The following is a 19,134-nucleotide window of genomic DNA, read 5'->3' on the forward strand; positions in this document are numbered from 1 at the left end:
TCTTTTCTTCTGACATATCCTTTAGTATATCATGAATCTTTTTTTCATACAACCAAAAAGCGCCCTATATCAGCCTTTCAGGCTGATATAAAGCACACTTTTTTATTCTTATTCATCCTGCATCTTCGCTAATTTTGCTGCCTGGTCTGCCGCAATACAGCCATCAATGATCTCCTGAATATCACCATTCATAATCTTATCCAGCTTATAAAGGGTAAGACCGATTCTGTGGTCTGTCACACGACCCTGCGGGAAGTTATAAGTACGGATCTTCTCGGAGCGGTCACCCGTTCCGATCTGGCTCTTTCTTGCCTCTGCTTCCGCATCATGGCGTTTCTGGCATTCCATGTCATAAAGCTTGGCTCTCAGAAGGGCAAATGCTTTCTCCTTATTCTGCAGCTGTGACTTCTCGGTCTGACTGTAGATAACAATACCTGTCGGGTAATGGGTCAGACGAACCGCGGAATCGGTAGTATTGACACACTGTCCTCCATTTCCCGATGCACGCATGACATCGATACGGATATCTTTTTCGTCAATCTGAATATCCACATCTTCCGCCTCAGGCATCACTGCCACTGTGATCGTTGATGTATGAATACGTCCGCCGGACTCTGTCTCCGGCACACGCTGTACACGGTGTACACCGGATTCATATTTCATTACGGAATATGCTCCCTGACCATTAATCATGAAGGTTACATTCTTCATACCTCCGATTCCGATCTCCTCACATTCCACCATCTCTACCTTCCAGCGGCGGCTCTCTGCGTAGTGCAGATACATACGGTAAATCTCAGCCGCAAAAAGTGCAGCCTCATCTCCGCCGGCACCGGCACGAATCTCCACGATAACATTCTTCTCATCATTAGGATCTTTCGGAAGAAGCAGGATCTTAAGCTCTTTCTCCAGTTCCTCTACTCTTGCCTTGGAATCATTCAATTCCTCTTTTGCAAGCTCACGCATCTCTTCATCAGACTCCTCCTCCAGCATCTGAAGGCTGTCTTCAATGTTCTGCTTACATGCCTTATATTCTTTATACGCCTCTACGATGGGGGTCAGCTCATTCTGCTCTTTCATGAGCTTCCGGAAGCGCTTCGGATCACTTGCAACATCCGGTTCCTGCAGCTCATTTAATATTTCTTCTAAATGAATGACTAAATCTTCTAATCTGTCAAACATGGTATTTCCTCCACTCTATCGGTTTTCACACTATTTTCTTCTCAAATATTGTACATGCCGGAAACGACACGGTCAAGACCTGCCAGGTCCTTTTTTACACTTATCTCTTCGTATCCCGCTTCCTTCATAAGCCGCGAAACATCCGGTCCCTGGTCACAGCCTATTTCAAACATCAGCCAGCCTCCCGGATTCAGATACTTTCTTCCGTCTGATATAATTCTGCGATAAAAATACAGGCCGTCTTCCCGGCCATCCAGAGCAATAAACGGATCATGCAGACGGACTTCATCCTGAAGTTCCTGTATCTCCTCCGTCCGGATATAGGGCGGGTTGGAAACGATCATATCGTATTTTCCTTCTATTTTATCGAATAAATCGCTCTGAATCAGTCTAACATCCGCCCCTTGAAGGTTTACATTTTCCTGCGCTATCTCAAGAGCTTCCCCGGAAATATCCACCCCCACAAAGAAGGACTCTTCCTCCGCTTTGCAGATATTACGCTGCTTCCGTGACAGCTTTTCCAGGCTGATGATGATACAGCCAGAGCCGGTACACATATCGAGAACTTTCATTCCGGGTCTGATGTGTTTCAGTGCCAGCTCTGCCAGAGTCTCCGTATCCTGCCTGGGTATCAGCACATGCTCATTTACATAGAAGGCAAGCCCCATAAATTCCTGCTCACCGGTAATATGCTGCAGGGGAATTCTCCCGCTGCGCTTCTTAATTCCGGCAAGATATCTGCTCTCAGCTTCCTTGTCAAGCACCTGATCAGGCTCCATATAATACTGGGTTCGGCTGATTCCTGCTGCCCATTCCAGAAGATACCACGCGTCCAGGGTATGTTCCTCAATTCCGGCATCCGCAAGAATCTTCCGTCCATGTTCCCATGCTTCTTTTCTCGTCATACGAAAAGTTCTCCTCTTCATACTTTTTCCAGTCAAATACTGCTTCCACGGCACAGATTGCCACTTCGATCATACTGTCGTCCGGCTCTTTTGTTGTCAGCTTCTGAATCGCCAGTCCCGGCTTGCTCAGGATATTCACCAGTGCATTGTCACTTCTTCCCGCCAGCTTCAGCACTTCATAGGAAATCCCTGCGATTACAGGAAGCAGTGCGATACGAACGACTACACGCATCAGAGTGGACTCCACCCGAACAATAAACATCAGAAGGATTCCGATTGCCAGAACGAAAAACAAAAAGCTGGTTCCACATCTCTTGTGCTGTCTGGAACTGATTCTTACATTTTCCACCGTAAGAGGCAGCCCATGCTCAATACAGTTAATACACTTGTGCTCTGCCCCGTGATACATGAAGGTTCTCTGAATGTCCTTCATCCTGGATATCAAAAGCACATATAATACAAAGATTCCTACCCGGACAAAGCCTTCAATAACGGTTCTCAGATTATAGGAAGGTATCAAAGGCTTCAGAAGGCTTGAAAGAAAATAGGGCAGAACCATAAAGATTCCGATTGCCAGAACCAGAGAAAACGCCATCGTTCCTCCCATCAGCCATTTTTCCTGTTTTTCCTTTTTAAGCTGTTCTGCTTCTGAAAGCGGTCCCTTCTCATCTTCCCCGTCATCTTCAAAAAAGCTTGCCGAGAACATCAGGGTACGCATCCCCAGTACCATAGAATCTATAAAGTTAAACACACCCCTCACGAAAGGAATTTTCGTAAGGCCCTGAAACTTACCGGTGATGCTGTGATAAGTCTGTTTATCTACCACGATCTCCCCGTCCTCTTTCCGGACAGCAACAGCGTAATCATCGCCACTTTTCATCATGATTCCTTCCATGACTGCCTGACCGCCGATATTTGATGATTTCATATTCTTCTTCCTTTCAGGATTGCCCTATAACAGAAAGGGTTGAGATCTGTAACAACCTCAACCCGATACCTGCCAGTATTATTTATCCAATCCGTATTTCTTGTTAAATTTATCAACACGGCCACGAGCCTGTGTAGCTTTCTGCTGTCCTGTGTAGAACGGATGGCATTTGGAGCAGATTTCTACGTGGATATCTTCGCTTGTAGAACCTGTCACGAATGTGTTACCACAGTTGCATGTTACTGTTGCCTGATGATAATTTGGATGTATTCCTTCTTTCATTACTTTCACCTCTTCTTTATTAACTTACGCTTTGCGCATCATTACTTTCTTTCTATTAAACAGCTTTTTGATTGTATCACAAAAAACCCTGTTTGTCTATATTAATTTTGTCTTTTTTACCAATTGAATCAATTCTTTATTGGAGCTCGTCCGTGAGAACATATTCAGGATATTATCCACTGCTTCCTCCGCGCGCATGCCATTCAGTGCGCGGCGCATGGAGTCCACTGCTTCCTGTTCTTCTCTGGTAAGAAGAAGGTCCTCTCTTCTGGTACCGGACTTCGGGATATCGATAGCCGGGAACATTCTCTTCTCTGATAATTTACGGTCCAGAACCAGTTCCATATTGCCGGTCCCCTTAAACTCCTCATATACCACATCATCCATCTTACTTCCCGTATCCACAAGTGCGGTAGCAAGTATGGTAAGGCTTCCGCCCTCTCTCATATTTCTCGCAGCACCGAAAAATCTTTTCGGCATATGCAGCGCTGCCGGATCCAGACCACCGGATAAGGTTCTTCCTGACGGCGGTACAGTCAGGTTATATGCTCTTGCCAGTCGTGTAATACTGTCAAGAAGGATCATGACATCCTTGCCATGTTCGACCAGACGCTTTGCACGGCCGATCACCATCTCCGACACACGTTTGTGGTGATCCGGCAGTTCATCAAAGGTGGAATAAATGACTTCTACGTTCTCACCCTCGATTGCTTCTTTGATATCCGTAACCTCCTCCGGACGCTCATCGATCAGAAGGATCAGGAGATGAATCTCCGGATTATTCCTGCGCACAGACAGAGCCACCTGTTTCAGAAGGGTTGTCTTACCTGCTTTCGGTGGTGAAACGATCATACCTCTCTGTCCTTTACCAATCGGAGAAAGCAGGTCCATAATTCTCATGGCAGTGCTGCTCTTTCCACATTCAAGAGACAGTCTCTCGTTAGGGAAAATCGGAGTCAGGTCTTCAAAATTAGGGCGCTTTGCCGCAATTGCAGGATGGATTCCATTTACTTTTGTCAAATACAGAAGGGCAGAAAATTTCTCCTGCTGCGTCTTGATCCTGGTATTTCCTTCCAGGATATCTCCGGTCTTCAGGTTAAATCTGCGAATCTGGGACGGTGACACATACACATCATTCTCTCCCGGCATATAGTTGGCACAGCGGATAAAGCCAAATCCATCCGGCATAACCTCCAGAATACCATTCGCGGTGATCCCGCTGTCCAGACGGTCAATATCATGTATTTCGCGATCTCCGGTGTTTGCGGATCTCTCCTTATCTCTCTCATCTTCTTCCAGCATACGCTCAACAAGCTCCGCTTTCTTCATTGCAGAGACGCCTTTAATCTCTCTTGCCTTCGCAAGGTCCTTGAGCGTGGCCAAAGGCAGAGATTCATATTTTTCTCTCATACATCCTATCCTTTCATTAATTATGGAATATATTTATTATTTTCTACAGTGGGATTCACAGTCTGACATGACTTATAACTGAATTTTATGTTATTATACATCATTTCCATATAAATTCAAACCCTTTTTTTAATATTGATTTGAACATGCAGGAATGGTATGATTATAAACGATGCAGATGGTATCTATATCTATTCTATATTTTAAATAGGAAGGTGGAACAAAAATGACTACAAACGAAAAAGCACTGAAAATGCATGAAGAGTGGAACGGAAAATTAGAAACCGTAGCAAAAGCGCACGTAAACTCCAGGGAAGACCTGGCGATCGCATATACTCCCGGTGTAGCAGAACCATGTAAAGTAATTGCTAAAGATAAGGAGGCTGCCTACACCTATACCATGAAATCAAATACCGTAGCTGTCGTATCCGACGGAAGTGCCGTTCTGGGACTTGGAAACATCGGTCCTCTTGCCGCCATGCCGGTTATGGAGGGAAAGGCTGTGTTATTCAAGGAATTCGGAGGAGTGAATGCCGTTCCGATCTGTCTGGACACACAGGACACAGAGGAAATCATCAAAACGGTTGTGAATATTGCCCCTGCCTTTGGAGGCATCAATCTGGAAGACATCAGTGCACCGCGCTGTTTCGAGATTGAAGAGCGCTTAAAAGAGCTTCTGGACATCCCGGTATTCCACGATGACCAGCATGGAACTGCCATTGTTGTGCTGGCAGGAATCATTAATGCCATGAAGGTTACCGGAAAGAATAAAGAAGAAGCCAGAGTCGTTGTCAATGGTGCAGGATCTGCCGGTGTTGCGATCACAAAGCTTCTTCTCACCTATGGATTCCGTCACGTTACTATGTGTGACATTAACGGTATCCTCGGCAAAGATTCTCCGAATCTGAACTGGATGCAGCAGAAAATGGTGGAAGTCACGAACCTGGAAGGAAAGAAAGGAACTTTGGCAGATGCACTCAAAGGCGCAGATATCTTCGTAGGCGTTTCCGCTCCGAATATTGTCACAAAAGAAATGGTGGCATCCATGAATAAAGATTCCATTCTTTTCGCTATGGCAAATCCGGTACCTGAAATTATGCCCGACCTGGCAAAGGAAGCCGGAGCCCGAGTTGTGGGAACCGGACGTTCTGATTTCCCGAATCAGGTAAATAATGTAGTGGCTTTCCCGGGTATCTTCAAGGGAGCTCTGGAGGGACGTGCCACAAAGATTACAGAAGAGATGAAGCTTGCTACCGCTCATGCAATCGCAGGCCTCGTTCCGGATGAGAAACTGAATGAAAACAATATTCTTCCGGAAGCTTTCGATCCACGTGTTGCAGACGTGGTAAGCAAAGCTGTAAAGGCTCTGATTTAATGGAGCAGGTACAGTACTGGGACGAAAAGCGCTATCATTCTCTGGATTATCATCTCAAACACACTTACGGTGAAAAGCTTTATAAAATTTCACTGGACGGAGGCATGACCTGTCCCAACCGGGACGGCACACTGGACACCCGCGGCTGCATCTTCTGCAGCGCAGGCGGTTCCGGAGATTTTGCCTCCGACCGTTCTTTCAGTATTACAAAGCAGATAGAGGCAGGAAAAAAGCAGGTGGCAGGAAAACACACCGGGAATGGCTATATTGCCTATTTCCAGGCTTATACCAATACCTACGCCCCGGCAGAGAAGCTGGAAAAATTATTTTCAGAGGCCATCTCACACCCGGATATCCGGATTCTTTCCATTGCCACACGCCCTGATTGCCTAAATGATGAGATTCTCGCTCTTCTCGATAGGCTGAACCGTAAAAAACCCGTCTGGGTTGAGCTGGGGCTTCAGACGATTCATCCGGAGAGCGCCGCATTCATCCGCCGCGGTTATGATCTGCCCGTCTTTGAACATGCATTGACAGGACTTCGCCATGCCGGAATCGATGTGATCGTTCACGTTATTCTCGGACTTCCCTGCGAATCCACGCAGCAGATGCTTCAGACCGTTGACTATCTGAATACCCGGGATATCCAGGGAATAAAGCTTCAACTCCTGCACATTTTAGAGTATACAGATCTTGCGGATTATTACCGGGAGCATCCATTTTGGATTCCGACCATGGATGAATATTTTCATCTTCTTGGAGAATGCATCTGTCACCTGAGACCGGATATTGTTATTCACAGGCTGACCGGAGACGGTCCCAAATCACTCCTCATCGAGCCGAAATGGACCGGCAATAAGCGAAATGTATTGAATCAGATGCAGGCATATTTTAAACGCCAGAATATCTGGCAGGGAAGGAGCTGTTCTTATGGCAGAACCACTGACACTTTATAAATTAATTGTACTTTATATGCTGAATAAGGTGGATTTCCCTCTGACGAATTCCCAGATTTCCGAGTTTATTCTGGACAAGGGATACACCACCTATTTCAAACTCCAGCAGGCCATCTCTGAATTGATCGAATCAGGTTTTATAAAAGAGGAAGCGGCGCACAACCGCACCTTCTTCCATCTCACCGAAGACGGCGCAGAGACTCTGGTATTCTTTAAAAATAATATTTCTCCTGCCATTCAGGATGATATCAACCGTTTTTTGCAGGAGAAACAGTACGACCTGAAAAATGAGACTGCTGTAAAAGCGGATTATTACCGTAATACGAATATGGAGTATTCCGTCCGTTGTCAGGTCATGGAAAACGAACTCCCACTCATCGACCTGACCATCACCGTACCTACCGAAGCGGAAGCCGAGGCTGTTGTCAGCAACTGGAATAAAAAGAATCAGGAAATATACGCCCTGATTATGACAAAGCTCCTGTAAAACAGGAGCTTTTTTTAACTAATTTTTTTCTATTCAACCACTTTTTACCGTTGTTTTTAATGTTTTTATTATTAAAATTTCCTTTATTTACTGGATTTTCCTCTTTGTTCTTATAAAAATACAATTCTATATATTGTAATTTTTTCTTGATGATATATAATATCTCCATATTAAAACAAAAGCACAAAGGAAGGAAGATAGTACAATGCAATTTAAAGAAATCAACCCGTCACCACGTACACTCATGACACCTGGCCCGGTAGAGGCTGATCCTCGTGTGCTTCGAGCTATGTCTGCACATATTTTAGGACAGTTCGACCCGGAATTCACTGCTCTTATGACAGAGACTATGGAGATGAGCCGTCAGTTATTCCAGACCAGAAATGAAGAAACCTATCTGGTAGACACTACCTCCCGAGGTGGTCTGGAAACTGTTTTAACAGGCGCAATCTGCCCGGGTGACAAGGTATTAATCCCGGCATTCGGCCGTTTCGGATACCTGTTATCTGAAATTCTGGAAAGATGCGGTGCAGAGATTACTCTGATTGAGAGAGAATGGGGTACGGTATTTGAGCCGGAAGAAATCGAAGCCGAACTGAAAAAAGGTGGCTATAAAGCTGTAGCCTGCATTCACGGCGAAACATCCACTTCTATGATGCAGCCATTGGAAGAAATCGGAAAGATCTGTAAAAAATACGACGCACTGCTTATTGTAGATACGGTTGCTACTCTGGGTGGTGTTGACATTCGTGTAGACGAATGGGGACTGGACGCATGTATTGCCGGAACACAGAAATGTATCTCTGCTCCGTCTGGTTCTGCACTGATTACCTATAATGATAAAATCAGCAACATCGTCCGCGCAAGAAAGAAAGTAGAAAAAGGCATCCGTACCAGTGATGATGTAGACGGAACTCTTCCCGGAATTCCGAGCAATTACCTGGATCTGGCACAGCTTGAAGATTACTGGAGCCCGCGCCGTCTGAATCACCATACGGAAGCAACCAGCATGCAGTATGCAGTTCATGAAGCACTTCGCTGCATTCTGACAGAAGGGCTTCAGGAACGGTTTGCACGCCACAATCTGAATGACAAGGCACTCTGTGCAGGTCTGGAAGCTATGGGACTTACCATCTTCGGAGACCGCCGACACAAGATGCCGGTCGTAACAGCCATCAACATCCCGGAAGGAATTGACGGACCAACCTTAAGAGGTCAGATGTTAAATGACTTCGGCATTGAAGTAGCTACTTCTTTTGGTCCTCTGGACGGAAAAGTCATCCGTATCGGTAATATGGGTTACTCCAGCCAGAAACGCAACATTCTCTTCACCCTTGGAGCACTGGAAGCAGTCCTGATTCAGAATCATGTGAAGGTTCCTGCCGGAGGGGCTGTTGCTGCAGCACTCGATGTATATAAGCAGGCATAGATAGAAAAAGGGAGCTGTCGCTTTTGCGACACTCCCTTTTTTAGCTATATTGCACCTGACAGCGTCCGGAACAATACATTGACATCAATCGGTTTTCCAACATGGTCGTTCATTCCCGCCTCCAGACATCTCTTTCTGTCCTCGTCAAAGGCATTGGCCGTCATCGCAACGATTGGAATCTGAGCCAATTCCGGATCGGACAGTCCACGGATTCTCCTGGTTGCCTCGTATCCATTCATAACTGGCATCTGGATATCCATCAGTATCACATCATAATAACCAGGTTCGGAAGCTGCCACCTTATCTACTGCTTCTGCTCCATTCTCTGCCATTTCTACAAGAAGCCCTTCTCCGGACAGGATTTCATATGCGATTTCTCTGTTCAGTTCGTTATCTTCTACCAGAAGAATTCGTTTTCCGCTAAAGTCAAACGGATGCATCATCTTTTCGCCACTGCACGGAGCTATATCTTCAACCACCTGAAGTGTTATATTCAGAGTGATTTCGGTTCCGACATCCGGCTTACTTTCCACACAGATGGTTCCTCCCATCATATCTACCAGTTTCTTGACAATGCAAAGTCCAAGCCCGGTACCCTGAATTCCAGTCACCGTCGACGTTCTTTCTCTCTCAAAAGCATCAAAAATATGCTCCAGAAATTCTTCACTCATACCGATACCGGTATCCTGTATTACCAATCGATAATCCGCCCTGCCATCTTCCGCATCACTGATCTGAGTAACCGAAAATTTCACTTTTCCATTTCTTTTGGTAAACTTTTCGGCATTGCTGATGAGATTTATGAGAATCTGATTCATCCGCAGACTGTCGCAGAGGACAAATGGATTTCTGATATCCGTTTCTATATCAAAATGAATGCCTTCCTTTTTCATGCTCTCCGAAAACATATCCCGGATTCCATCTATTTCTTCCCCAATGTCAGTTGGCACAGGCTCAAGTCCTATCTTACCACTTTCGATACGAGCCAGATCCAGTACGTCATTGATAATTTTCAGAAGAATTGTACTGGAGTGCTTAATTTTGCTGTGATACTTTTTAACCGCCTCTTTATCATCTATATGCTTCTCTGCCAGATCTGTAAATCCGAAAATTGCATTCATTGGTGTACGGATGTCATGAGACATATTAAATAAAAATGTACTCTTGGCCGCATTCGCCTTCTCCGCCAGGGTGAGCGCATATTTGAGATCATCCTTGATTTTCTTTTCTTTTTCCATCATGTCTGTCACATCTGCACGAACCACACACACCGTTCTGTGACTGTCATCTGCCCACAGAACACTTAATTGTTTGTATTCCACGCCCTGCTCACCATGAAACGGCAGAACAAAATCATACCCCATTGGATGCTCGGAGAGCTCGGAAATCAATTCTGGCAGCGCCAGTTTCTGGAACAGTGTTCTGCCATCCTCTCCCTCACTGTAATTTTTTTGCCGTTCCTCCAGAAATTTTTCATATTCCTTCGTTTCAAAGGGCGGAAGGTTCTCGCGAACCATCTCAACCGTATACTCCATCAAATGAGAAGTAACAGTGTTGACAAATATCAGTTTATCAAATGTATATGTTATAACATTCAGAAGTCTTTTCTGTTCCTGCATGGAATCCGTAATATTCGTTATGACCAGCCACACCCGGCCAAGACGGAGATCCGCTGCCTGCACAGACATGTTCATGACCAGGCTTTCTCCATCCGGCCCTCCTATGGAATAGGAAAATGCATAATTTCCTTCCTCTTTCAGCCGACTGAGCATAAATTCCGGATTCATCATTTTTGCCACATAATCCTTATCCCGCTTCACTACATGATTCAAGATGCCCTGCTCAAGATACTGTGAATAACTGTGCGTCCAGCCGAGATAATTTACTAAATCCCCTCCGTTCACTATGGTATGCCTGTCCTGGTATAAATCTACATCTATAATCACGGACGGACTTTCTGTAATCTGCTTCTGTGTCATTCTCTCTCTGATCACCTGCTCTGTTACGTCCGTTAAGGTCAGGATACCTGACACGTCTCCGGTATCCGGTTCCTCCATCAGGTTTACCTTAAACTGCACGTATCGCCCATGCCCTTCATGTGGCAGACGAATGAAGAAACGGTGCACCATTTCCTTTCGTCCCTCTTCATATGCGTGCAGCACCGAAGAATTAAAAAATTTGTTCAGAAGCTCTTTCTTCTCTTCCTCTTCTTCCATCAGAGAAGCCACTTTCCGGAAAAAGACTTCACGATCACTTCCAAAGCTCTCGAACACTCCTGTTCCTGTATAATCAATCATCTTCACGATTCGGTTCCGGCTGATATTACAGTGCCCCACTGCCAGCACATCCGGTCCCTCTGTACAGTAATGCTGAATCATTCGCTCTTTATACTGCTGACGGAGCAGTTCTCTCTCCTTCAACTCCTCTGTCATATCCTGATAAACAGCATAGCCCCTCATGATGCCATCCTCACTTTGCATCAATGTAAGGTTGTTTCTGACCGTAACATACTCGTCTTTTCCATATCTCAGCCGATAGACCAGAGAAATGGATTCTTTGCCGGCTCTGAAAAAATCACTCAGCTCTTTTCCCAGCCTTTCCCTGTCATCCGGATGTACACCCGACATGGCATCCTGCCCATACATCTCCTCTGCCTCCTGCCGGGTCATACCTGAAAGAGCTGCAAACCCTTCCGAAAAGAATTCCGGTTCAATATGCCCATCCGGATCATAGCGAAGAACAGCAATGCCCGCCGGAATCGCATTTAATATGGTCTGATTTCTCTCTTTTTCCAGAATCAGTTCCTGTGTGATTTCACTGATATCCTGATGCGTTCCATACATACGTATTCCATTGTGGTATGTATCATCAAGCCTGCCTCCACAACGTACATAGATCCTTCCTTTCGAGGGATGAAGCCATAAATACTGCACCTCGGCATAGGTATTTCCAATAATTTTTTCAACAGTATCATTCACCCTCCCGATATCAGATGGTTCGATTCGTCCATACCAGAATAAATAACTTTCCTCCGGAGTAAGGTCAGGATCCATCTCCTGTATTTTAAAAAACGTATCATCCCCATACAATCTGGGAGGATTTTCCCCGTCAAACTCTATACTCCACAACCCGATTCCAGACCCATGCAGAATATCCTGTACAACATTTATACTATCAAAACTTCTTATCATATGTCGTCTCTCCCTGCCTTCACAGATTACACTTCTGGTTTTCCTAATCATATATTTTATCATTTATCCAACTGATGTTCAATTGCATCCCCATTTTTGTCATCTGTTATTACACTGTAATTTTTGTCAATTATTATGACACACTATGGTTGAAATATCTATTTCCCCATTGTATCATAATAACAAGATAACAACTCGGAGGTATCGGATTATGACCTTTCAGGAAAAATTACAGTTTTTAATGAAAATTACACAGACCTCAAACAAAGAGCTTGCAGCAAGTATTTCTGTAGATCCTTCTCTGATCAGCCTGCTTCGTACAGGACGTAGAAAAATGCCGCAGAATCACACTCATATCCAGAAAATGGCAGCTTACTTTGCCCGCCACTGTTCTGCCGACTATCAGCGTCAGGCTATAGCTGAAATGCTGGACATGCCTGTGCTGCGTTCGGATATTCCGGTCTCAAGGATGGAACAGGCCATGTATCAGTGGCTGTGCGGAGAATCTGATCCTGTATCCCGCCTGTTAAATGTACTTGCCGATGTGCCTGTATCTCCATCGGATGTAGCTGTACCACCAGTAGCTTCCGAAAATCTGGTTCTTCCCAGGGAACATGCCATGCCGGAAACACAGTTTTTCTTTGGCGATAACGGCAGACTGGAGGCCTTCCGCCAGTCTCTCCAGTTGTATACAGAAAATGTATACTCATCAGAACTTCTGATAACGTCAGATGAGTCCGTAGACTGGCTTATGGATGATTATATACTGCGCAAAGATTTTATGATGAAATTTTTGTCCGCCCTTCAGCGTGGTATGCGGATCCGGCAGATTATGCCCTCCATGAATCTGTTAAGCCGGTGTGTGGATTCTATCCGCCAGTGGCTTCCTCTGTATGCCACCGGCCAGGTAGAAGCTTACTACTATCCCAGGCTCCGTGACAACCTTTATTCCAGAGGTCTGGTGATTCTTCCGGGTGTCTATGCTATGGTATCCACCTCTCTGGGACCTGATTATACAGATCATATTACCCTGCTGACGACGAATCCACAATTGATCGAGGGCCTGACCAGAGAATTTTATACCCTTCTCTCTCAGTGCCGCCCGGCGCTTAAGATCTTTTCTGATCCGGACACCGCCAGCAAATGCTTTCGAAATATTCTGAACAAGAGTGGAGATATTGTACAGTTGGTCTCACCATTATCTGCACAGACTGCACCATCCACCCTTTTAGAAGAGTGCATAAACAGCACAGATAATCGCGCCCTGAAGGAAACTTACCAACTCTATATGGATTCCGGAGAATTTTTTGAAAATCGTCTGAAAACCAATACATATGTAGATCTTTCACGACTCCCCTCCGCACAGGATATCCTGACAACAGAGATTCCCGTGGTTTTTCCATACATGATTATGCCGAATCAGCCCTGCTATACGCCGGAACGTTATATCCTTCATCTGCGCAACATTCTCCGACTTTTAGACCAATATGAGAATTATCATTTTGTCCCGGTTGATGACGAATCGCAATATCGATTTAACCTGGTCACCGCAGAAGGCGGTACTGCCATACTGGTAAAAAACACACCACCAGCGCTCTTCATGGAGATCGACCGCCCGATCATCGTTCAGTCTTGTCAGGAATATTTATACCGCCAGGCAGGTCAGATCGGATATAAAGGAATCTACCGGGAAAAGATCAAATCCAGGATCCGGACTCTGATCCAGGAGCTGACAAAATAAGGGGACGGTTCTCTGTCCGGCCAGTTGCCGGACAGAGAACCGTCCCTATTTTTACCTGTAATTATACCTCTTCAGGGATTTCTGCAGATGCTCTCTCATCGCTTCCGCAGCCCCGTTACCATCCTGTGCCAGAATGAGACCGTATATTTTCTGATGTTCTTCATAAATCTCTTTCAGCTGTTCACTGTCCACCATACCCGTTCCACTCACATGCTTCATCAGGTTACGGATGGTCTGGATCATACTGTATATCACCTGATTTTCGGAGCATTCCGCAATACACACATGGAATTCCAGGTCTGCTTCCAGAAAATCCTTATAATTCTGGCTCATATATGCCTGCTGAATCTTATGTGATATGCTATAAAGATTCGAAAGACATTCCTGTTTCTTACAGCCCGCCGCAAGTTCTGCCGCTTTGACCTCCAGCAGATTGCGGACTGTAATGATACTGTCAATCTGGCTTCCGTTCAGGAATAAAGACCAGGATAAAGGTATAACAAAGAAATTCGCTTCATTGCTGCTGATATAGGTTCCCTGCCCCGGGCGGATATCTATCATACCCAGAACATCCAGAACCTTCAGTGCTTCTCTGATTGCAGAACGTCCCACATTCAATTTTGCTGCCAGCACCCTGTCAGATTCAATCTTATCGCCTTTTTTCAGCTTTTTCTCAAAAATCTGCTCTGCAAAATACATGGTCAGCCGGTACAGAAGCTGGTTAATATTTCCCTTCTTCATACCGTTTTTGCGAATATGCTCCGTATCTGCCCTGCTTGGCAGCAACATATCAATCTTCTCTGCAAATTCTTCCGGCCGCATGGAAAAAATCATGGAATCCACTGCCAGGCTTTCTGACACAGCCAGAATCACTTCATTGATCCTGCTGCCGCCCTTCGCCTCCAGATTGGACAGCGTGGCAATACTCATAGATGCTTTCCCGTCTTCATCAACCAGAAACTGATTGATAAATTCCTTTTGTGTCAGTCTGAGATACCTTCTCAGGAGACGAATGTTATCCTTTTTATATGTAGGACTAAAAGTTTCACCAGTCATAGCATTCTCCATTTCTTTCCGTCAGCCAAACGTCAGTTGCAATTATCTGGTCAGAAGTTTCTCCGCAAGACCTGTCATAATAACTGTAGCCTTGGCAAAATCACTGTACTTGGTAAACTCTACCGGGCAGTGGCTTCTTCCTTCCTTACTTGGAACAAACAGCATTACGGTTGGGATTACCTGTCCGATTTCCAGTGCATCATGTCCTGCACCACTTGGCATTCTCTTGTAGCTGTATCCTCTTTCCTTACAGTCATCCTCCATGATCTGAAGCATTTCCTCAGAAAGAGCTACCGGTGTGATCACAAGTTTTGTATCGATCTCATAGCTTCCGCCCATAGCCTTCACTTCACGATCCAGTGCAGCACGGATTCTGTTTGCGATATCATTGATATTCTCATTTTTGCTGGAACGGATATCAACCGTGAACTCAACCTTTTCTGCTACAATGTTCATTCCACCAGGAACTGTATTAATGTATCCTGTAGTTGCAACTGTTCCGTCAGCCTTCTCTCTTGCCCAGTCGGCAATCTTGGAGATAACCTTAGTTGCTGCATCTACAGCATCCAGACGCATATCCATCGGAGTTGTTCCGGCATGGTCCGCTCTTCCGTGTACCGTTACCATGTATCTCTGGATACCAACGATACAGTCTACCAGACCAAGCTCGATATTCTCTGCATCCAGAACCGGTCCCTGCTCAATGTGAGCTTCCAGGAACTGACCAATAGAACCTTCCGGCCATTTTGCATCCTGAATCTTTTCCGGATCCAGTCCGTAACCCTTCATTGCATCATAGATGGAAATTCCATCTGTATCTTTATAGTGTTTGCAGTATTCTACGTCTCTGTTTCCAAGCATTGCACCGGAACCAAAGTAACCTGTTCCGAAACGCATACCTTCTTCATCACAGAAACCTACTACAACAAAATTGCGTTTTGGCTTAATTCCATTTTCTTTTAACTGTCTTGCAACCTCGATTCCGCATACAACACCTGCGATACCATCGAAGTCACCACCATTAATAACAGAGTCATAATGGGAACCCATCATAACACATGGAGCCTGTGTATCTTCTCCTTCCAGCACACCGATTACATTACCAGCTGCATCTTCATGCACGGTAAGACCTGCTTCTTTCATTGTTTCTGTCAGGAAATTTACAGCATCACGTGCCTCTTTTGTAAATGGAAGTCTTGTACATCCGTCTCCCGGTGTTGCTGTAAACTGTTTCAAATGCTCCAGATCTCTTGCGACTCTGCCTGTAATTTCTTCAATACCCATATGATTTTTCCTCTCTTCATCTAAAATTGGTTTCTTTGTCTTCTGCCTTTATCAAAATGTATTTTCCCAATCTATTTTTTCAAAATATACACTCTGACCGGCGAATAAAGCATTGCTGCAACAATCAGCAAAAATCCAATCAGACACACTAAATCACTAGACATATTAACTCCCGCCATAATTATGACGAACGCGATCATAATCACGATGAAGGCAATCGTAAGTCCGCCTTCTTTTGTTTTAAAAAAACTCTTCTTTTCCATCTTGTCTGTCTCCTATCTCATATGGGAACGCCTTCCGGCGTTCCCTCAAATGATGTACTAGATGCACACCATTAAGAACAGTATTACACCAATTGCAATGGTAGCCGGAACAGTGATTCCGAGGATTTTCTTAAGCACCTGACCCTCACTGCCCAGAATACCGGCAGTAGTGGTTCCAAGAATAATCTTACTCGGACTTACTGCACTTCCGATTGCACCACCCGCTGACTGGGCACCAAGAACTGCAGGTGCATTTACATTCAGAAGATTTGCTGTAGTCATCTGGAAATCTCCAAACAGGATGTTGGAGCTCATGTTGCTTCCTGTCATGAAGGTTCCGAGAAGTCCAACAAATGGTGCCAGAACTACATATATCTTACCAAGAACATTGGCAATACCATTTGCCAGTACCACAGTCTGTCCTGTACCGCTCATGATCTTGGACATGATGACCAGACCAATGACTGCAATACCGGAAGGCATCGTCATAGAAACTGATTTTACAAACACTCTCTTCACTCCGCCTTCTTTGATCCATCCATGGCGCTTATAATATACAAGACCAATGATAGAAGAAACAAAAAGGAACATACTTGCATGTGTAAAAGGTGCCAGCGGAGAGAAACACTCGGACGCTGCGTTCACATATCCATAACCGGTAGAAGTCTCCGGGAATGCAAGACCAAATGATATCTTACCCAGGAATTCATTAATCGGTTTTACCAGCAGAACAATCAATGTGATTGCTGACAAGAGGAAGTACGGTACAAACGCCTGGACCAGAGTCATGTCCGCAGGTCCCTGATCATCTCCCGTATTCTGTGTGAAATCGCGGTTCATGATCGGGCTGTCCTCTATACTCCATTCTTCCCGATACATCTTCATCCTTCCAAGTAATAATAACACAATCAGTGACAGACAGGAAGGCAGAAAACAGGAAAGTGTCGTATTAATCTGGCTTAAGAGCAGCTCACCGCCACCCTGGATGACAGACATAATAACGACTGCCACCAGACCTTTTTTCACTGCTTTTCCTTTTCCGTAGAACCAGCAGATTGCAAATCCGGTAATCACATTCCATACAAACAGGAAAGCTGCAGTCCAAAATGCTGTTACCAGATAATCTTCACTTCCTACTGCCAGTCCTGCGGACATTGCAAGGGAATCCCATGCAGCCGCAAGGGTACCGAAAGTATTACCCCATGCCTGACCGAAAAGCGGAATGATAACTGCCCATAACGGAGATACTCCGATTCCAATCAGAAGCGGTGCACCTACCGCTACCGGAACACCGAATCCGGTGATTCCCTGAAGAAAACTCTCAAAAATCCATCCCATTGCGATTACCAGCAGAAGCTCATTTGGCAGAAGTTTTCTCATTCCGTTACGGATTACCAGGAATGCTTTCGCCTCATCTCCCACCTGATACATCAGAATCGCGGTCCATACAATAATCAGAATGGTCAGAGCATTCCAGATACCTTTGGCACTTTCCGCTGCGATCAGGGTAATATCCGCCTTATAGAAGACCATTCCTGTAAAAATTGTAATCAACAGACCAACCGGAGCTGCCTCCGTTGCTCCCCACTGAAATTTCATCATTAATACTAAAAGTACGACAATCGGCAAAAATGCCATTATCCACATAAATAAATTTACTGGTATATTCATGTTCCATCTCCTAATTACTCATGCTTTATTATGAATGTATTACGGTTCCTGTCTCGCCGGCGATTCCCGCAGCGGCTTTATCAAGCAGAGTAATCAACGTATGACGTCCTTCTCCGGACTCTGCAAAGCGGATTGCAGCCTCAATCTTCGGAAGCATAGAACCTTTTGCGAACTGCTCCTGGGCAATATATTCTTTTGCCTGATCTACAGTCAGATCGGAGAGCCACTCCTGATTCTCTTTACCATAGTTGATCGCTACTTTCTCAACAGCCGTCAGAATTACCAGATAGTCAGCACCTAACTGAGCTGCCAGAAGGCTGCTTGCATTATCTTTATCAATAACTGCATTTACACCTACCAGCTTGCCATTCTCGCTGACAACCGGAATTCCGCCGCCTCCACATGTAATAACGATGTGTCCGGCACCTACCAGAGTCTTGATTGTCTCCAGCTCGCGGATTCTCTTCGGCATTGGGGAAGCGACTACCACACGGTAGCCTCTTCCTGCATCCTCCATACAGCGGACGCCATTTGCCTCATTCTCATCTGCTTCTTCTTTTGTCAGAAATCTTCCGATTGGTTTTGTCGGATTTTTGAAAGCTTCATCATCCTTGTCTACTTCCACCTGTGACAGAATCGTGGATACTTTTCCGTCGATACCGCGGCTGTACAATTCATACTTGATTGCATTCTGCAGATCGATACCGATGTATCCCTGGCTCATAGCCACGCTGGTCGGAAGCGGAACCTGTTTATAATTTTCATGCATTACCACCAGGTTGTCCATCGCATTCTGGATCATACCTACCTGCGGTCCATTTCCATGGGTAATGATAATATCTAATCCCTGCTCATGCAGATCTACAATAACCTTTGCAGTCTTAGCAACGGCTTCTTTCTGCTCTTCTACGTCTTTACCAAGGGCATTTCCCCCGAGAGCAATGACAACTTTTTTCTTTTCCATAGCTGCCTCC

16 protein-coding genes are annotated in these 19,134 nt (G+C 45.2%); 5 read left to right on the forward strand and 11 right to left on the reverse strand.

Features of this window, described 5'->3' with window-relative positions:
* Positions 1-108: 108 nt before the first annotated feature.
* The 5 genes from prfA to rho all read right to left on the reverse strand — a co-directional run bounded on the left by prfA (position 109) and on the right by rho (position 4,707).
* On the reverse strand, positions 109-1,182 hold the full coding sequence (prfA, locus tag ACQRCC_RS09545) for a peptide chain release factor 1 (protein ID WP_427850587.1): 1,074 nt from the start codon (positions 1,180-1,182) through the stop codon (positions 109-111).
* Between the two features lie 41 nt (positions 1,183-1,223).
* Positions 1,224-2,087, reverse strand: coding sequence for a peptide chain release factor N(5)-glutamine methyltransferase (gene prmC, locus ACQRCC_RS09550; RefSeq protein ID WP_427850588.1), 864 nt, complete (start codon positions 2,085-2,087; stop codon positions 1,224-1,226).
* The gene (locus ACQRCC_RS09555; protein ID WP_427850589.1) at positions 2,029-3,015 is read right to left on the reverse strand and encodes a DUF1385 domain-containing protein; all 987 of its coding nucleotides are present in this window, start codon (positions 3,013-3,015) and stop codon (positions 2,029-2,031) included. Before ACQRCC_RS09555 ends, prmC begins: the two co-directional genes overlap by 59 nt.
* A 78-nt stretch (positions 3,016-3,093) precedes the next feature.
* Positions 3,094-3,297, reverse strand: a complete 204-nt coding sequence (gene rpmE, locus ACQRCC_RS09560) for a 50S ribosomal protein L31 (protein ID WP_427850590.1) — start codon at positions 3,295-3,297, stop codon at positions 3,094-3,096.
* Between the two features lie 96 nt (positions 3,298-3,393).
* A complete protein-coding gene (gene rho, locus ACQRCC_RS09565; protein ID WP_427850591.1) occupies positions 3,394-4,707 on the reverse strand; it encodes a transcription termination factor Rho in 1,314 nt (437 codons plus the stop codon).
* A gap of 226 nt (positions 4,708-4,933) precedes the next feature.
* Between rho and ACQRCC_RS09570 the strand changes: the two genes are divergently transcribed.
* The 4 genes from ACQRCC_RS09570 to ACQRCC_RS09585 all read left to right on the forward strand — a co-directional run bounded on the left by ACQRCC_RS09570 (position 4,934) and on the right by ACQRCC_RS09585 (position 8,954).
* Entirely contained in the window at positions 4,934-6,082 is a 1,149-nt protein-coding gene (locus ACQRCC_RS09570; RefSeq protein WP_427850592.1) for an NAD(P)-dependent malic enzyme, read from the forward strand.
* Complete coding sequence (locus ACQRCC_RS09575) at positions 6,082-7,038, forward strand: TIGR01212 family radical SAM protein (RefSeq protein ID WP_427850593.1); 957 nt, start codon at positions 6,082-6,084, stop codon at positions 7,036-7,038. The genes ACQRCC_RS09570 and ACQRCC_RS09575 overlap by 1 nt, the downstream gene beginning before the upstream one ends.
* Entirely contained in the window at positions 7,013-7,525 is a 513-nt protein-coding gene (locus ACQRCC_RS09580; RefSeq protein ID WP_427850594.1) for a DUF4364 family protein, read from the forward strand. Before ACQRCC_RS09575 ends, ACQRCC_RS09580 begins: the two co-directional genes overlap by 26 nt.
* A 205-nt stretch (positions 7,526-7,730) precedes the next feature.
* Positions 7,731-8,954: a pyridoxal-phosphate-dependent aminotransferase family protein gene (locus ACQRCC_RS09585; protein ID WP_427850595.1), complete on the forward strand. Its 1,224-nt coding sequence runs from the start codon at positions 7,731-7,733 to the stop codon at positions 8,952-8,954.
* Between the two features lie 44 nt (positions 8,955-8,998).
* Here the strand turns inward: ACQRCC_RS09585 and ACQRCC_RS09590 are convergent, their stop codons facing one another.
* The gene (locus tag ACQRCC_RS09590) at positions 8,999-12,145 is read right to left on the reverse strand and encodes an ATP-binding protein (RefSeq protein ID WP_427850596.1); all 3,147 of its coding nucleotides are present in this window, start codon (positions 12,143-12,145) and stop codon (positions 8,999-9,001) included.
* Positions 12,146-12,356: 211 nt separating this feature from the next.
* Here ACQRCC_RS09590 and ACQRCC_RS09595 point away from each other — a divergent pair, with 211 nt between their 5' ends.
* Positions 12,357-13,886, forward strand: coding sequence for a hypothetical protein (locus ACQRCC_RS09595; RefSeq protein ID WP_427850597.1), 1,530 nt, complete (start codon positions 12,357-12,359; stop codon positions 13,884-13,886).
* 51 nt (positions 13,887-13,937) lie between these two features.
* Here ACQRCC_RS09595 and ACQRCC_RS09600 read toward each other — a convergent pair whose 3' ends face one another.
* From ACQRCC_RS09600 to arcC, 5 genes are all read right to left on the reverse strand, one after another.
* Positions 13,938-14,942, reverse strand: coding sequence for a FadR/GntR family transcriptional regulator (locus tag ACQRCC_RS09600; protein WP_427850598.1), 1,005 nt, complete (start codon positions 14,940-14,942; stop codon positions 13,938-13,940).
* 42 nt (positions 14,943-14,984) lie between these two features.
* A complete protein-coding gene (locus tag ACQRCC_RS09605) occupies positions 14,985-16,226 on the reverse strand; it encodes a M20 family metallo-hydrolase (RefSeq protein WP_427850599.1) in 1,242 nt (413 codons plus the stop codon).
* A 71-nt stretch (positions 16,227-16,297) separates the two neighbouring features.
* The gene (locus tag ACQRCC_RS09610) at positions 16,298-16,489 is read right to left on the reverse strand and encodes a hypothetical protein (protein ID WP_427850600.1); all 192 of its coding nucleotides are present in this window, start codon (positions 16,487-16,489) and stop codon (positions 16,298-16,300) included.
* Between the two features lie 57 nt (positions 16,490-16,546).
* A complete protein-coding gene (locus ACQRCC_RS09615) occupies positions 16,547-18,160 on the reverse strand; it encodes an L-lactate permease (RefSeq protein WP_427850601.1) in 1,614 nt (537 codons plus the stop codon).
* Between the two features lie 28 nt (positions 18,161-18,188).
* Entirely contained in the window at positions 18,189-19,124 is a 936-nt protein-coding gene (gene arcC, locus ACQRCC_RS09620) for a carbamate kinase (protein WP_427850602.1), read from the reverse strand.
* Between the last annotated feature and the right edge of the window lie 10 nt (positions 19,125-19,134).

Origin of the sequence: Sporofaciens sp. SGI.106, from assembly GCF_050314255.1 — a bacterium.
Taxonomy (GTDB): domain Bacteria; phylum Bacillota; class Clostridia; order Lachnospirales; family Lachnospiraceae; genus Claveliimonas.

Excerpts from the sequence above, each read along its gene's own strand:
- prfA (WP_427850587.1), bottom strand. The coding sequence starts at position 1,182 with ATGTTTGACAGATTAGAAGATTTAGTCATTCATTTAGAAGAAATATTA.
- prmC (WP_427850588.1), bottom strand. The coding sequence starts at position 2,087 with ATGACGAGAAAAGAAGCATGGGAACATGGACGGAAGATTCTTGCGGAT.
- ACQRCC_RS09555 (WP_427850589.1), bottom strand. The coding sequence starts at position 3,015 with ATGAAATCATCAAATATCGGCGGTCAGGCAGTCATGGAAGGAATCATG.
- rpmE (WP_427850590.1), bottom strand. The coding sequence starts at position 3,297 with ATGAAAGAAGGAATACATCCAAATTATCATCAGGCAACAGTAACATGC.
- rho (WP_427850591.1), bottom strand. The coding sequence starts at position 4,707 with ATGAGAGAAAAATATGAATCTCTGCCTTTGGCCACGCTCAAGGACCTT.
- ACQRCC_RS09570 (WP_427850592.1), top strand. The coding sequence starts at position 4,934 with ATGACTACAAACGAAAAAGCACTGAAAATGCATGAAGAGTGGAACGGA.
- ACQRCC_RS09575 (WP_427850593.1), top strand. The coding sequence starts at position 6,082 with ATGGAGCAGGTACAGTACTGGGACGAAAAGCGCTATCATTCTCTGGAT.
- ACQRCC_RS09580 (WP_427850594.1), top strand. The coding sequence starts at position 7,013 with ATGGCAGAACCACTGACACTTTATAAATTAATTGTACTTTATATGCTG.
- ACQRCC_RS09585 (WP_427850595.1), top strand. The coding sequence starts at position 7,731 with ATGCAATTTAAAGAAATCAACCCGTCACCACGTACACTCATGACACCT.
- ACQRCC_RS09590 (WP_427850596.1), bottom strand. The coding sequence starts at position 12,145 with ATGATAAGAAGTTTTGATAGTATAAATGTTGTACAGGATATTCTGCAT.
- ACQRCC_RS09595 (WP_427850597.1), top strand. The coding sequence starts at position 12,357 with ATGACCTTTCAGGAAAAATTACAGTTTTTAATGAAAATTACACAGACC.
- ACQRCC_RS09600 (WP_427850598.1), bottom strand. The coding sequence starts at position 14,942 with ATGACTGGTGAAACTTTTAGTCCTACATATAAAAAGGATAACATTCGT.
- ACQRCC_RS09605 (WP_427850599.1), bottom strand. The coding sequence starts at position 16,226 with ATGGGTATTGAAGAAATTACAGGCAGAGTCGCAAGAGATCTGGAGCAT.
- ACQRCC_RS09610 (WP_427850600.1), bottom strand. The coding sequence starts at position 16,489 with ATGGAAAAGAAGAGTTTTTTTAAAACAAAAGAAGGCGGACTTACGATT.
- ACQRCC_RS09615 (WP_427850601.1), bottom strand. The coding sequence starts at position 18,160 with ATGAATATACCAGTAAATTTATTTATGTGGATAATGGCATTTTTGCCG.
- arcC (WP_427850602.1), bottom strand. The coding sequence starts at position 19,124 with ATGGAAAAGAAAAAAGTTGTCATTGCTCTCGGGGGAAATGCCCTTGGT.